The 13987-nt window shown below is 43.4% G+C and carries 14 protein-coding genes and 2 pseudogenes; 3 read left to right on the forward strand and 13 right to left on the reverse strand.

Annotation, left to right across the window (positions count from 1 at the left end):
• Nucleotides 1-167 precede the first annotated feature (167 nt).
• From BIZ39_RS13500 to BIZ39_RS13515, 4 genes and pseudogenes are all read right to left on the reverse strand, one after another.
• On the reverse strand, nucleotides 168-587 hold the full coding sequence (locus BIZ39_RS13500; protein ID WP_110288624.1) for a GNAT family N-acetyltransferase: 420 nt from the start codon (nucleotides 585-587) through the stop codon (nucleotides 168-170).
• A pseudogene (locus tag BIZ39_RS13505) lies at nucleotides 584-962 on the reverse strand (lactoylglutathione lyase). The gene BIZ39_RS13500 and the pseudogene BIZ39_RS13505 overlap by 4 nt, the downstream one beginning before the upstream one ends.
• Before the next feature lie 45 nt (nucleotides 963-1007).
• Nucleotides 1008-1445, reverse strand: a complete 438-nt coding sequence (locus tag BIZ39_RS13510; RefSeq protein WP_014949962.1) for a GNAT family N-acetyltransferase — start codon at nucleotides 1443-1445, stop codon at nucleotides 1008-1010.
• Nucleotides 1446-1518: 73 nt separating this feature from the next.
• Nucleotides 1519-2016 (reverse strand): DUF2938 domain-containing protein, encoded by a 498-nt coding sequence (locus BIZ39_RS13515; RefSeq protein WP_187447224.1) that lies wholly within the window; start codon nucleotides 2014-2016, stop codon nucleotides 1519-1521.
• Nucleotides 2017-2107: 91 nt separating this feature from the next.
• Here BIZ39_RS13515 and BIZ39_RS13520 point away from each other — a divergent pair, with 91 nt between their 5' ends.
• Entirely contained in the window at nucleotides 2108-2527 is a 420-nt protein-coding gene (locus BIZ39_RS13520; protein ID WP_187447225.1) for a helix-turn-helix domain-containing protein, read from the forward strand.
• A 60-nt stretch (nucleotides 2528-2587) separates the two neighbouring features.
• On the opposite strand, the gene BIZ39_RS13525 is transcribed toward BIZ39_RS13520, so the two are convergent.
• The 3 genes from BIZ39_RS13525 to BIZ39_RS13535 are packed head-to-tail and all read right to left on the reverse strand — an operon-like array spanning nucleotide 2588 to nucleotide 4496.
• On the reverse strand, nucleotides 2588-3076 hold the full coding sequence (locus tag BIZ39_RS13525; protein ID WP_187447226.1) for a GNAT family N-acetyltransferase: 489 nt from the start codon (nucleotides 3074-3076) through the stop codon (nucleotides 2588-2590).
• Between the two features lie 5 nt (nucleotides 3077-3081).
• Entirely contained in the window at nucleotides 3082-3813 is a 732-nt protein-coding gene (locus tag BIZ39_RS13530; protein ID WP_187447227.1) for an SDR family oxidoreductase, read from the reverse strand.
• 26 nt (nucleotides 3814-3839) lie between these two features.
• The gene (locus BIZ39_RS13535) at nucleotides 3840-4496 is read right to left on the reverse strand and encodes a hypothetical protein (RefSeq protein ID WP_187447228.1); all 657 of its coding nucleotides are present in this window, start codon (nucleotides 4494-4496) and stop codon (nucleotides 3840-3842) included.
• Nucleotides 4497-4704: 208 nt separating this feature from the next.
• Between BIZ39_RS13535 and BIZ39_RS13540 the strand changes: the two genes are divergently transcribed.
• On the forward strand, nucleotides 4705-6231 hold the full coding sequence (locus BIZ39_RS13540; protein ID WP_187447229.1) for an ATP-binding cassette domain-containing protein: 1527 nt from the start codon (nucleotides 4705-4707) through the stop codon (nucleotides 6229-6231).
• A gap of 223 nt (nucleotides 6232-6454) precedes the next feature.
• Here BIZ39_RS13540 and BIZ39_RS13545 read toward each other — a convergent pair whose 3' ends face one another.
• From BIZ39_RS13545 to BIZ39_RS13555, 3 genes are all read right to left on the reverse strand, one after another.
• Complete coding sequence (locus BIZ39_RS13545) at nucleotides 6455-7138, reverse strand: DUF1826 domain-containing protein (protein ID WP_187447230.1); 684 nt, start codon at nucleotides 7136-7138, stop codon at nucleotides 6455-6457.
• A 1-nt stretch (nucleotide 7139) separates the two neighbouring features.
• On the reverse strand, nucleotides 7140-8342 hold the full coding sequence (gene zigA / locus BIZ39_RS13550) for a zinc metallochaperone GTPase ZigA (protein ID WP_187447231.1): 1203 nt from the start codon (nucleotides 8340-8342) through the stop codon (nucleotides 7140-7142).
• Between the two features lie 81 nt (nucleotides 8343-8423).
• Nucleotides 8424-9380, reverse strand: a complete 957-nt coding sequence (locus tag BIZ39_RS13555) for a GlxA family transcriptional regulator (protein ID WP_187447232.1) — start codon at nucleotides 9378-9380, stop codon at nucleotides 8424-8426.
• Nucleotides 9381-9484: 104 nt separating this feature from the next.
• On the opposite strand from BIZ39_RS13555, the gene BIZ39_RS13560 reads away from it, so the two are divergent.
• On the forward strand, nucleotides 9485-10030 hold the full coding sequence (locus tag BIZ39_RS13560) for a cysteine hydrolase family protein (protein WP_222936596.1): 546 nt from the start codon (nucleotides 9485-9487) through the stop codon (nucleotides 10028-10030).
• Between the two features lie 32 nt (nucleotides 10031-10062).
• Here the strand turns inward: BIZ39_RS13560 and BIZ39_RS13565 are convergent, their stop codons facing one another.
• The 3 genes and pseudogenes from BIZ39_RS13565 to BIZ39_RS13575 form a co-directional block, all read right to left on the reverse strand.
• Nucleotides 10063-10623 carry an isochorismatase family protein gene (locus tag BIZ39_RS13565; protein WP_262385765.1) on the reverse strand — a complete coding sequence of 187 codons (561 nt, stop codon included), beginning with the start codon at nucleotides 10621-10623 and terminating at the stop codon, nucleotides 10063-10065.
• An 82-nt stretch (nucleotides 10624-10705) separates the two neighbouring features.
• A complete protein-coding gene (locus BIZ39_RS13570) occupies nucleotides 10706-12013 on the reverse strand; it encodes a short-chain fatty acid transporter (RefSeq protein WP_187447234.1) in 1308 nt (435 codons plus the stop codon).
• Between the two features lie 67 nt (nucleotides 12014-12080).
• Nucleotides 12081-13886: pseudogene (locus BIZ39_RS13575) on the reverse strand (response regulator); the annotation flags it as partial.
• Nucleotides 13887-13987 lie beyond the last annotated feature (101 nt).

The raw sequence follows: 13987 nt of genomic DNA on the forward strand, positions 1-13987 counted from the left end.
TTAAAAGAACTTGATGTTTATCGTCAGGCCGTGCATGAAAAGCGGAGGCGACTTGCCGCCTTAGGACAGAAAACTGCCGATAATTAAATAGGCAATGATCACAATGCCAAGTGATTAAAAAACTTGAGAACTCCCGGGACTCTCATGCCGCGTTAATGACCAATTAGCTAAATAAACCTGCACATGCCTAAACCTAAACTTTCACCATCACGAGGTTCAAAACCGAATTTAAGATAAAAACTTTCCTTACCATGCGCAGCCAACAGGCCAATGGTTGCGCCAGGTGCGCAGCAAGACTCCAAATGTGCAATCAACGTGTTCATTATTTTCGAGCCCAAGCCTTTATTCTGATGTTCTGGATGAATAATGACGTCTTGAATATAAAAATACATTGCGCCATCGCCAATCACCCGACCACAGCCTACAAGGTTGTTGTCGAGGTAAATTGTTGCCCAAAACAACGAGGCATTAATACTTTTTTGAACAACCGATAAACACGGGTTACTCCATCCAATCAATTTTCTTAAATTGGCAAAGTCTTCAACTGACGGAGGGCTTTCTTTAATGGTGTAATTCGTATGCATCATTCGTCATTCCGCCCTTCGTTCTCGCAAAAGCTAGCTACCTAATTCGGTAATGTGAAGTAGTTCGCCCGACGGGCCCCATAGATAGAAAACACTTCCCCAATGTTGTTGCTCAATTGATGAAATTTTCGTTTTATGTAATGAGCGTGAGCACAGATCAAAAGCGTCCTGAATGTCTGCTACACATATTTGTAGCATAAAGTTATTCGCCAATTCAGGATTATAAAAGCGCTGAAGAAAGAAGAGACAATCACCATTTTCAAACAGTGTTAAGTCTTCATTTACGTATTCTGCATTAAATCCAATCTCAGAATAAAATGCTTTAGAAATGTCGTAGTTTTTGCTTGGAATAAAAGTCTTAATATCTATGACGTCCATATCTTGAGATCCCTCGCATTTCGCTGCTTTAAATTTAAGTCGTGGCTAAATGGCAATAACAGCAAGCATGTCTTCGCCATCTTCATCTAACCCCACCTCTTCGAAACCAAAGCTTGAATAGAAGGCTTTGGCGACAGGATTCTTGGGGTTATAGCATATCTCTATCTGTTTGAGCTCAGAAGTTTGCTTTATAAGCGTGATAGCTTGAGATAAAGCAACTCTGCCAATTCCATTATTCTGATGGCTCTCATCAATCATAAAGCGCCAAATGGACACTTTGGTTGGCGTTTCCTGAACCCACATCAAGAACCCTACGGGCTGGTCATTGCAATAAATGGCTTTGCAGGTATGGTTCTCGTTGTAGAAAGACTCAACCAACGACCACATATTGCACGCTACAAACGCTTGTTGATCATCCGCCACATCCAAGTCACAAACCTGCTCATAGTTAGATTTGTTTATTTCTTCCAGTGAAATTTTCATCCTGTCTTCTTATAAAAGCATGCTGTTTTATTGCCATTATAAGCTGAAGTTCACTCAAGTCATCATTAGTCGTTTATAGCCATATTGATAGTAAAAGCCTAATTAACAAAGCCGAAAGGTACAGCCCAACGCCAAATACGACGTGATTAATAATGCTGTGTAACCGAGCGTTATTGGGATTAGGCGTTTTCGATGCGGCAATACCCGCCCCCATACCTGGCTGCAATATAAAAAACGGTGCAACGACTGTAGCGATACCGAGCGCCACTGCTGGACCTAGCGTCGGTTCGAACAACCAAGATTCTCCGCATATGAAAATAAGCAGCGCTGCATAGGCAATTCCAATTAGGTAATGGGCTGTCCATCCAATAGTACTTTCCCCGTGAACAGCATGGGCACTTGAAATAGAAGTATGACGAAACTGCCCTTTTTTCATATGCCCTATCCAGCGCCCTATCATGCCCCAATTTGTTGGAGTAATACCAAACAATTGCTTTCTCAACAAGGCCCATAAATCCACCACTAAAGTAGCTCCCATACCTATCAGCAAGATAAAAACAATACTTTCCATATTCACTCTCAATAACTAGTTTCAATTAACATGAGATGCTAGCCTACAACTTCAAGTTAACTTTAAGTCAAGCATTCCTTTGGGAAAAAGTATGGAAATATCTCAGGTCGCCAAAAAGTCCGGAGTGTCGGCATCAACACTGCGCTTTTATGAAGAAAAAGGCCTTATCAAATCTATTGGTCGACAAGGTATACGTCGCGTATTTAGCTCAAACGTTTTAGAGCGCCTTGAATTAATCGCACTAGGCCGCGCAGCTGGTTTTTCACTGGAAGAAATTTCTGGGAAATTAGGAACCGATGCAAAGCCTGATATAGACCGCGCTCTGCTACTTAAAAAAGCGAGCGAATTAGATGGAACAATCAAAAAATTAGAAGCAATGCGTGATGGTCTGCAGCATGCAGCTGCTTGCACAGCACCGAGTCATTTGGAATGTCCGAGGTTTCGTCGATTGATGAACCTTGCAGCCGCAGGGGTGATTGAAGGCGTTGCCGCGAATAAGGCAGTAAAATAAATATCCGTATCAATGGAAACCACTCAACGCTTTGCGGGTACTAAAGTCACCATCGCAGAGCTACCTCAAAATGGCAAAAATATGGCTATCGTAAAACCGTCCATTTTTAAAAATGGCGCGTTGCAATATCGCTTCTTGCTTAAACCCTGCATCTAACAGCAGCTTTTGCGAAGCAAGATTGGATGAAAATACGCAGGCAAAAATGCGCTCTATACTTGTGCTTGAGAAAGTAAGGGCGATAATTTGGCGCAGCGCGTCACGCATAATCCCTTTTCGCCAATGTGATGAACAAAGCCAGTATCCGACCTCTCCGGCTCTTTCATATTCAAAGTTTCCTGGGTTAACACCAATACACCCTACTAACTCGCCGTCGTACTCTACAGCTTTTATAAAACCCTCTTTGCTCCCCTCTTGAATCCACCATGTGGCATCTTCTTTTGTATAAGGGCTGGGAATTTTTGTCGATAGAAATTGCGTGACCGACGGTTGATTCAAAATATCTACCAGTCTACCTACATCGCTCATTTTAAAATCTCTGAGTGTTATCACGCGCTTTACTTCCCACCCGCTAAATCAATAAACGACCCTGTAACATATGAAGACTGAGGTGATAGAAGCCAGGCTATCGCCTGTGCGACTTCATCTGCTGTACCGCCCCGCTGCATAGGAATTTGTGAGCTTAACCGTTCTACTCTGCCAGGTTCACCACCATCGGCATGAATGTCTGTTTTAATAAAACCAGGCCGGACGCTGTTTACACGAATGTTCTTCGCAGCAAGTTCTAATGAAAGCCCTTTGGTGGATGAATCCATTGCCCCTTTCGACGTCGCATAGTCGACGTATTCAAAAGGAGCACCAGTACGAGAGGCAATGGACGAAACATTAACGATTGCGCCCCCTGCAACGTTTTGTTTTACAAAAGCCTTTGAACACAAGAATGCGCTAAGCACATTGGTATTAAGTACTTTGGTGAAGCGCTCTACACTGACGTTAATTAACTCAGTTTTGGTAAATAAAACACCCACATTGTTAACCAAATGCGTTACCTCACCCCACTGTTCCCTTACATATTCGAACATGTCCAGTACTTGCGCTTCATCTGAAACATCGGCTTTATGAGCAAATGCAACGCCACCGTTGTCAGCTATCGACGCGCACACCCTATCCGCAGCATTTTTATCTGATAGGTAATTAACGCAAACCTTATAATCGTTACTTCCCAACAATTTAGCAGTTGCGGCACCGATACCGCGGCTCGCCCCAGTAACAATGACTACTTCTTCCACTCGATATCCCTTTCTAAAAAATTTGTTTACTCTTTACTCAGCAATCGCTTTATAAAATACGCTTGAGTACAACACACAATCACAATTAACGTTACTGAAATTTCTGAAGGCATTCCCAATTGTGCAAGAGCGATAACAGGCTCAGGTAGCTTCCCACCGATAAATACTAAGTGGCGAAGGTCAAAAAAGACTGGGAAAATTGAGTAGCATAGCAGGTCATAAAACATAAAAACGCCGAATACACACACTTTTCTCAAGATACCCTCAGGGCTGCATAGCCAAAGGAAAATGGTACATAGCAAAGAGATTAAGTAAGTTGTACCACTTCCCATCAAAAGCACGACCGCCACACGGTTTTGGTCGTATAAAACGCTGCTATGCTGTATGTTTAGGATAGGCTTTATAATATAAGAGTTAAATTCGCGGTGAATATCAACACTTAAAGATTTTACCTCTGGAATGAAACTAACAACTGCTACCGCACTGCCGGGCCAATGCTTTATATGATTCAGCGCCCCCATTTCCGGAAAAATTTCGAATCCAGGCCAAACAGCAATGACTAACTGCCCCATCCCTAATATTTTCCCTGCTATTCCGTGCCCTAGCTCGTGTATTAAAACCGAAATAATAAAATAAATGAGTGCTACACAGATTAGTGTAAATCCTTTTTTAAACGTAACCATTCCTTGTTCTCTTAGCTAATCTATTTGGGGCAATAAGTATTAAAGTTGAAGCTGTTGGTTTTTAATACAAATACTAAGAGGTGTAAATTACATCAAGGTTCCCAAGATAATCGTGATTAAACATAAAGCACCATTTTCGAAAGGCACAGCAGGCTAATTAGCTCTACTGAGGAATAACACCATTGACAGGTAAACAGAAAACTTCACAATGGTTCTACTTTATATTCACTCGCGATCATTAATGCTGTACCTTTCTGAATTTCAAATAAAGCTTTCTAATCAATACATTACTCCTGCATTTTCGCTAGCGCTCTGTACTGAAAGTGCGCCGTCGCACTTCCTTATCGCAGGTAGAAACAGTAGCGGAAAGTCACTCTTAATTTCCGCGCTTGCCGGTAATGGGAAGGTAGCAAGCGGTAGTCGTGAATGTACTTCGGTTGTTGCAGAGGTATCGGTTTTTAAACAGCAAGCGATAATTGAAGAAGAAAAACAAAAAGACAGTGCAGATATTCTAGACGTAATAGCTGAGCCAACACAGGTTCGCGAACTATTCGCACAGACTAATGAGTATTATAAAAACCACCCTTATTACGACGAACTCGCCTCTGCGCTTAGAATTGAGCATCTGCTAGATAATGCGTTTCTTTCACTTTCAACAGGTGAAACCCGCAAGATTATTATCATGTTGGCATGGTTAAGTAATGCCTCTATTATTTTGCTTGATGAACCCTTCGAAGGTTTAGATGTTGAAGCGATAAGCGCATTTAGTCGCTTTCTTGTCTCTCAGCAGCAAGCTTCTTTAGTACTTACCGCCAACAAACTCGCAGATATTCCCAAGAATATAGAAGCTCAGTTGATTGTCATGGATGACTTGGCTATTACGTGGAAATCTGAAGATAAACTTAACTATGACGGTTTGCGCTCAGAACTAAGCACCTGGTTTGCACTAGAGTCTGATGATATCGATGTTCCCTCAGCCCTTAACGCTAAAGACAAACACGGCGATGACCCCAACCGCAATGACCAAAGCCGCAATGTTCAAAACAGTGAGTTAGATTCACTACCTCATACCTTAATTCAGCTTAAAGATGGGTTCGTGCGCTTCGATGAGCGAACCGTATTTGAACAGCTTAACTTTACGCTTAACAAAAATGAGCATTGGCAGATCACTGGTCCAAATGGGTCAGGAAAAACCTGTTTGCTTCAAATGTTTACTGGTGATAATTCCCATTGTTATACCAACGATTTAACAATGTTTGGCATAAAACGTGGCACAGGCGAAAGCATATGGGACATTAAAAAGCACATTGGAATTATGTCGAATGCGCTCCACATGCAGTACAAAGTGAATGCAAGTGTTGAGCACGTTATCATTTCAGGCTTTCACGACAGTATTGGTCTGTACACTCGCCCCACGCTAGCGGAACGCATGGTGGCAGAGCAGTGGCTTGAAGTACTGGGTTTGAAACAGAAAAAGAACTCGCCGTTTCAGTCACTGTCTTTTGGTGACCAGCGATTAGTACTTATTGCACGTTCTATGGTTAAGCACCCCGCCGTGCTTATTTTGGATGAACCTTGCAATGGTTTAGACGACTTCAACCGACAGAAAGCGCTTAAGCTTATTGATATATTGGCTAGGGCTGGCACAAGTACACTGCTGTATGTGAATCACCATGCAGAAGAACGCATTCCTAGCATTCACAATACGTTAAATATGAAAGACTATAATGTTTAAGGGTATATGTTGAAAAACTTGGCCTTTCAGGTCTTCGCTAAAAAGACGTGGCACTTGCCTGTTAGACAATTAGCCTTAAAGCTGGAATCTTAAAAGCGGATATTTAAGAAGATTAGCGCAGCTAGGTACCGAGAGAGAAAAAAGCGCTATCACAAGGGAAAACTCATGGAAAAAGTGATAGCGCCGAAGTAACCGAGGGTGAGGTACAATAAGTACTCAAAAACTACATGGGATCCAGGGTAAGCAACACGCGATGAGTACCAGGTATGACTTTGCAGGACCGATGCACGGCGGCAAATTCTTCATGGCCCTGCCACGACTTACCTTTAAGTAAACCCACATCAAACGCGTTCATTTGCCTAACGCTGCTCTCTCGATAGTGCTGACCCAACCTATTCTTAGTAAGCCCTTGTGTATTCGCGTCGTTAAGACCAATCATTTGGCGTGTAACCACACTTTCTTTCGGCAGCCACTCTGTACCTTCGCCCAAATAGGTATTCACCAACCGAACAGGAATATTGTCCACATGGAAGCTTGGGCACATTGCTGATGAAAGGGGCACTAACCTTACGCCAACACTGTCACAATCAAATAGCGTGGTGAGCATGTCAGACAGCAAATAAATATCGTCAATGGCAGCCTGCTTTCCGGCACTATTTCTTCCATCAGGTAAAAGCTTTGCGATTTCCTCTTTCAGTGATGTTAAAGAGAAAACACCGCGAATCCCCATTCCTAATGATTTAAAAACGTCGACATAATATTGCGTGACAAGTGGTACTTCGGGTCTTGTCCATACCGCAACGCTAATACCTTTATCAAAGATATCGCCTAACACCATAGCATCGGCGCTTGAGCGCCAAGAGTCGCTGTGTTCAAAGGAAGTAATGTGGTCTTTTAACGCCTGCATATTAGTGCTCCCACGCAGGAAATGGGTCAGGCATTTCAGCCCAAACATGATGGCCTTGAATAAGCTGTTCGTCTGTTAACAAGCAACGATCTAACCGCTCGATAATGTCGTTTTTATTAAGCCCTTGTCCAATGATCACCAGTTCTTGACGCATGTCACCGAAGGGCTCCATCCATTGTTCTTCAATCGCTTTAAGGTATTCAGGGTCTTCAGGCCACTGCTCTTTGGGTACGGCTTTCCAAAACAGCCCAGCAGCCCCGTATCTTGCCATACCGCCAGCTTGGCTCCAGCTACCCGCTAATTGAGGGCGTGTTGCCAGCCAGAAGAAGCCTTTTGAACGAATTAACTTACCTACAATGTCTTTACTATGAATAAAATCATAAAACTTCTGCGGATCGAACGGACGTCGCGCTTCGTAAGAAAAGCTGCTTATACCAAACTCTTCAGTCTCTGGTACGTGCTCGCCACGCATTTCTTTCAGCCAACCGGGCGACTGCTGAGCACGCTCGAAGCTAAACCGCCCTGTGTTCAGCACTTTGTCGAGGGGCACTTTTCCATGCTCGATAGGAACTTGAATAGCCTCGGTATTAAGTGTTTGCAGAATACTTTTAAGGCGCGCCAACTCTTGTTCAGAGACTAAGTCGGTTTTGCTTATAAGCAATATATCAGCAAATTCCACTTGTTCGACCAACAAGTCTGCCACGCTTCGCTCATCTTCCTCCCCCAAGCTCTCACCCACTTCGTTGAGAAACTTAGCTTCGTCATAGTCTTTAAGAAAATTCAATGCATCGACAACGGTGACCATCGAATCGAGGCGTGATATTTCCGACAAGCTTTTACCGTCTTCATCGGCAAACGTGAAGGTCTCAACTACAGGCAAAGGCTCCGAAATACCTGTAGACTCTATTACCAGATAATCGTATTTACCTTCATGCGCTAAACGCTCTATCTCTTCAAGCAAATCTTCTCGCAACGTGCAACAAATACAGCCATTGCTCATTTCAACTAGCTTTTCTTCGGCTCGATTAAAGCTAATTTCATTTTTCACCGTTGCAGCATCGATATTGATTTCACTCATATCGTTAACAATAACGGCTACTCTTAATCCATCACGATTATTCAGAATATGATTTAGAACCGTGGTCTTACCGGCGCCTAGAAAGCCCGAAAGTACGGTAACGGGAAGCTGAGTTTGAATTGACATAACGACTCGCTAAGTTTCATTTTAAATATCGAATTTAATAAATGTTATAACATAACAATTAAAATAAAAATAACGATATGATCAATTTATTGCAAAACGCTTGCGGTATTCCACCGGACTAAGCCCATACTCTTTACGGAATATCTTCCTAAACGCATTGACGTTTTGATAGCCCACGTTGAATGCGATATCAGCAATGCTGCGCGTTGATACTTCAATTTGCTGACAAGCATGATGAAGTCTCAGCTTCTGCAGATAGTCGATGACTGACATACCTAACGCTTGCGCAAATCTTCGCTGTAAGGTTCGCTGACTAACGAAAGTGTGGCTGGCTAAATCGCTAAGAGAAATTGGCTGACTGTAATGATTTGCCAAAAAATTTTGCACTTTAACAACGAGAGCATCGCCATGATCTTTTTTGGGTGAAAACTGGTGATAAAAGCCTTGCTCCCTGTAACCTGTATCCACCACCATCTCTTTAGAAAGATTCAAGGCAATGGTGGGTGAACTTAAGGTCGATATGATTTCAAACACAAGATCAATCCACGCCATTCTCCCGCCAGCTGTTATTACACCCTCCCCGTTTACCACGATAGCCTTAGCATCTAGCTTTGCTGTGGGAAAGGTTGCCATGAAGTGATCGGCAATTCGCCAGTGTGTAGTACACACTTTGTTATCTAAAAAGCCCCCTTTGCCAAGAATAAATGCACCTACGCAAGCAGATGCGAGCAATGCACCTTGGGATTGCATGACTTCCATATAGTTGATGAGTGATGTGAAGTCATGCTCAAAAAATGTTTCACTCATGCTTGGCGGCAAGATGACGACGTCAACCAGTGCATTTGAATTCAACTGTTCCGCTTTGTAAATACTCGCGCTAAATGCCACATCAGCGTTGATTTGCTCACACATCGTATTTGCTAACTCTAACATCTCAACGATGCCGTAAAGCGCAGATTGGCTTGCGGTTGGATAGTTTATTACTGCTATTTTTATTTCTTTCATCGTTTCATTGTCGTTCTGTGAACGCTGTCGCATTTGGCGCGCTTTTTGTCATTATCGTCACTCTCTATTACACGTGAAAATCTGCAAAATAGTCAATATCGAGTAAGCACAACTTAAACCGTGCTAGAGACTATTTCTTGGAAAAAGAGGGTAAGACCGTGGTTAAACAAGCACTTATTGTTATAGATATTCAAAACGATTACTTTCCTGAAGGGAGGTATCCTTTACACAAACCAGAGCTTGCGATGCAAGAAACACTTAAAGCGATGGCTATTGCAAAGGAAAAGAGCATTCCGATTATTCACATACAGCACCTTGTGCCTGTTGAGGCCGGAGAAGGGTTGTTTTTCTATGAAGGATCTCATGGCGCTGAAATTCATAAAGAGGTGATAGCCGCTGCCCCGGATGCGCCAATCATCACAAAGCAACACGCCGATTGTTTTGAGAACACCAACTTAGAAGAAACCTTACAGTCATTGGGCGTGGATGAAATTCTTCTTGCAGGTGTGATGACGCACAACTGCGTAACTCACACAGCATTATCACCAGCTGCTGCCAAGTATTCCCCCAAAGTCATTGAACCTTGCACCTGCACGCGTGACGCCATTGGTCATCTATTGGCGCTGGATTCTATGCAAGTGCGTGGTATTGACATTGTATCGATAGAAACCGCATTCGCTTAGCTCCGACTTGTTTCGCTCATCACGTTGTTCGACTACTTGATGAGCGCTAACACTTCTCGGAATTTTGGATGTTGGCATGATTTTAAAAGGCCAAAAAGTGTCATCTCAAAACTGCTGATCCGTGCGCCCTGCTCACGCATATTTTGGATGGCGAGCACAGCATTTGAAGACTCTCTTGAAGAAATGCAGTCCTGTATTACTTCCACAATGTGATTATTTTCCAATAAACCCGTTACCGTTTGATAAACGCATACGTGCGCTTCAATTCCCACAACCAGCCATCGACTTAATTCCATTTCACCAATGTACGCCAGTATTTCGGACGACCACTGGTCAGTACCCGCTACAGCGTTAAAAGTAAACTTCTTAAAGTGAGGATCGCTTGCGACATGAGTTTCAATTTCAGGGACCGTTCTCCCCAAGCCATCAGGATTTTGCTCAAGTACAACTACGGGAATATTGAGCAATTTACAACACTGTATTAACTTCACCGTTTTGCAGATCATTGTCTGGCTATCATTGACTTTTCGAGCCAGCGCACCCTGAACATCTACGATCAACAACCCTACCTTTTCTTCGTCTAAATGCATCATTCACACCGCTTGTATTTAAGTTGTGGCTTCACATTCGGCTCTTTTCGCTTTGTTTTACGGCGTTAAATTGCTCTCGAAATCCTCACACAAACCGCAATACCAAGGAAATAATGACACCGGTTACGATAAGCTGAACCAAGCAAAAGCCCATAATGTCTTTGGCTTTCAGGCCGGCTATGGCAAGTACGGGGAGCGCCCAAAATGGCTGAATCAAATTGGTCCACGCATCACCCCACGCTACCGCCATGGCAACTCTATTTATTTCGGCTCCAAGTTCAGCGGCAGCAGGCAAGATTACTGGGGCTTGCACTGCCCACTGCCCTCCACCCGACGGCACAAAGATATTAACAATGCCTGCGCTAATAAAACTCCATACTGGCAGCGACTCTGCAGATGCAAAGCTAATCAGCCACTCTGACATGGTTTGGGCCAATCCTGATTGAACCATTACCGCCATGATCCCCGCATAAAATGGGAACTGTATAACAATACCACTACCGCCCTGAACGGCTTGCTGCAGGCTGTGCAGTACATTGCGTGGTGTGCCGTGAAGGACAATAGCGAGAAAGAGAAATAGCATATTAACGATATTGAGATTAAGCCCGCCCCCTGAAGCAAAGTAGTTAGTGAGATACGCAAGCCCGGCAAAGCCTACAAGCAACCCAAGAGCTTTACTATTTTCAAGCTTGTCGGCGGGCCGCTCGTTTTCTGCTGAAGGTAAAGCATCGTCTTGTAGCTTTGTGCTATCAACAATCACGCTTTCAGATTTAGGAGGTAGCATTAAGCGATTTACAAGGGGGATAACTACAAACATAATCGCCAACAACAGCAAGTTAAACCCGCTGAATATAGTCTCGCTTGTACTCATTACGCCAATTTGTGCTTCTGAAAAATGGCCCGGTGTTGCAATTGTTAAGGGCACAGAGCCCGCTAAACCACCATGCCACACAATAAAGCCTGAATATGCGCTTGCTACTAATAACCGATAATCCACCGTCACTTTTCTTGCCAAGGCCTTAGCAAACAACGCACCTACAACAAGGCCAAAGCCCCAGTTAATCCAGCTTGCAATCAGCGATACCAAGGTGACCAGAACAATGGCGCTTCCTGGACTTTTCGCTACGCTGGCGAGCCTTTCAAGCAGTGCCTTTACTAACGGCGTGCATGCCAACATAAACCCGGTTACTAGTACCAAGAGCATTTGCATTGAAAATGTGAGCAGCCCCCAGAAGCCGTCACCCCACTGTTGAACTGTGGTAAGTGGTGATTGGCCTTGAATGACCACTGCAAAGACAAGCGTTATGAGCGTTAACAATAAAACGAAAATATAAGGGTCGGGAAGATATCTTTCGACGAGTTTTACGAAGGGTTTAGATGCACGATTTAGCATTAACGCTCTCACAACTTGTTAAAAACTTGTTGCATATTAACGCGTTTACTTCCTCGTTGGCGAGAGGCTAGTTAATTTTGCTTAGCCACTTCTGTAAGGTTGAAGTTACTTTTTGGTGATCGATAGGCTTTGTTAGAAAGTCGTCCATACCTGCAGCCATGCACATATCTTTATCTCTCTGCATGGCATTGGCCGTCATCGCAATAATAGGCGTACTTTTATAGATATCTCCTGCCGCTCCTTGGCGGATGCATTTCGTTGCTTCAAATCCATCCATTTCTGGCATTTGGCAATCCATAATAATTGCGCTGTATTGTGCTTCAAGCTTGCGGTTCTTCAACATATCTAACGCTTCTAAGCCGTTGTTCGCCACATCTACCTGATACCCTTCGCTTTCGAGCGCATTAGTAGCGACCAGTTGATTTATCACGTTATCTTCAACTAACAAAATTCGTGGTGCTTTTATAGTAAGGGGGCGGTTTTCAGTTTCTTGCTCTGCCAGGCCTTCATTTGGACGTTGCTCTGCAAAGTCTGCAGTACCCATACCCAACTGCCCTGGATGCACATCGTTTTGTGTGCCGGGTTTGCCTACCGTATTTTCTAGTATTCTTAGTAAATCTGTTGTCGTTATGGGTTTTGGCAGACATTCGTTAATTGGCAGACCTCTAAACTCGCTATAGCTATCGACATCGCCTAATTTGGTCATAAGAATAGTACGACTGAACCTTAAGTTTTCGATACCCTCAAGGTTCAGTAAGTGATTGTCTTGCTCGTGGTTATCAACGACTTTTTCCAAAAACAAAATATCAAAACTTAAAGGGCCTTGTTCACTAATCTCATCAGCTAAGTAAAGCGTGGCAGCCTCTTGTAATGACGATGCAGTTGACGCATTCACACCCCACAGCCCAAGCTGATTTTGCAAGGTATGTCTTGTTGATGCATTGTTATCCACTATTAAGCAACGCGTGTTCTCTTTAACAAGTTCAGATTGCAGTTTCGTGCTTTCCTTCGAGCACGTAACTTTGCATATAACGTTGAAGCAGCTACCTTTGCCAAGCTCTGACGCAACGCTTATGTCACCACCCAATAAATGACACAAATTCTTTGTGATACTTAAACCAAGTCCAGTACCTCCGAAGCGCCTCGTTGTAGACGCGTCTACTTGGGTGAAAGCGTCGAACAAATGAAGAAGTTTGGATTCCGGGATGCCTATCCCCGTATCTTTTACAGTTAAGTGAAGCATAGCTTCATTTTCAACATCACTTGGAAGTAACTTTGCTGCAATGTAAATTTCACCCTGTTCAGTGAATTTAACGGCATTGCTTAAGAGGTTAGTCAGAATTTGTTGAATTCGGTTTGGATCTGAATACATCTTTGTTTCGCTAATTTCAGAGACATCAACGATTAGCTCTAGTCCTTTTTCTTGTGCTGAGTGCGCTACTGATAGCGCGACACTCTCCACCAGTTCCCTTAGGTCAAAATCCAAAGACTCTAATTCAAGCTTACCCGCTTCTATCTTTGAAAAGTCTAGAATGTCATTGATAAGCACAAGCAGTGAGTTGGCACTGGTTTTAGCAATACTCACGCGCTGGCCTTGTTCTACTGTTAGGTCGCTTTTTTTCAACAGCTCAAGCATGCCAATAACTCCGTTCATTGGCGTCCTAATTTCATGGCTCATATTGGCGAGAAATTCAGACTTCAACTTCGTGGCCTCTTCAGCACGTTCAAGCGCTTGTTTTAAATCGTTCGCCTGCGCTTTTAGCGACGCAGTTTTTTCAGATACCTGCTGCTCTAGTGTTTGAACAAAGCGCTTTTGTTTTGTAATTTCCGTTTGTTGTAAGCGGGTGCGCAGGTAAATCACCGAAACAACCATACCTAACACATATGAGCCCAACTCCCGTCAATAGGTAATAGTAGTTCTCTGGCTGCTTTAGCAGTCAGTCCAAATCTCTGTGCCAAACCTCCTAGCTTCAT

The sequence above is a fragment of the Alteromonas sp. BZK5 genome, from assembly GCF_014349115.1.
Classification (GTDB): Bacteria; Pseudomonadota; Gammaproteobacteria; order Enterobacterales; family Alteromonadaceae; genus Alteromonas; species Alteromonas macleodii.

Bases quoted from the DNA above. Each gene is read 5' to 3' on its own strand.
- BIZ39_RS13545 (WP_187447230.1), bottom strand. From the start codon at position 7,138: ATGCAGGCGTTAAAAGACCACATTACTTCCTTTGAACACAGCGACTCT.
- BIZ39_RS13510 (WP_014949962.1), bottom strand. From the start codon at position 1,445: ATGAAAATTTCACTGGAAGAAATAAACAAATCTAACTATGAGCAGGTT.
- BIZ39_RS13520 (WP_187447225.1), top strand. From the start codon at position 2,108: ATGGAAATATCTCAGGTCGCCAAAAAGTCCGGAGTGTCGGCATCAACA.
- BIZ39_RS13565 (WP_262385765.1), bottom strand. From the start codon at position 10,623: ATGATGCATTTAGACGAAGAAAAGGTAGGGTTGTTGATCGTAGATGTT.
- BIZ39_RS13540 (WP_187447229.1), top strand. From the start codon at position 4,705: ATGGTTCTACTTTATATTCACTCGCGATCATTAATGCTGTACCTTTCT.
- BIZ39_RS13515 (WP_187447224.1), bottom strand. From the start codon at position 2,016: ATGGAAAGTATTGTTTTTATCTTGCTGATAGGTATGGGAGCTACTTTA.
- zigA (WP_187447231.1), bottom strand. From the start codon at position 8,342: ATGTCAATTCAAACTCAGCTTCCCGTTACCGTACTTTCGGGCTTTCTA.
- BIZ39_RS13535 (WP_187447228.1), bottom strand. From the start codon at position 4,496: ATGGTTACGTTTAAAAAAGGATTTACACTAATCTGTGTAGCACTCATT.
- BIZ39_RS13500 (WP_110288624.1), bottom strand. From the start codon at position 587: ATGATGCATACGAATTACACCATTAAAGAAAGCCCTCCGTCAGTTGAA.
- BIZ39_RS13555 (WP_187447232.1), bottom strand. From the start codon at position 9,380: ATGCGACAGCGTTCACAGAACGACAATGAAACGATGAAAGAAATAAAA.
- BIZ39_RS13570 (WP_187447234.1), bottom strand. From the start codon at position 12,013: ATGCTAAATCGTGCATCTAAACCCTTCGTAAAACTCGTCGAAAGATAT.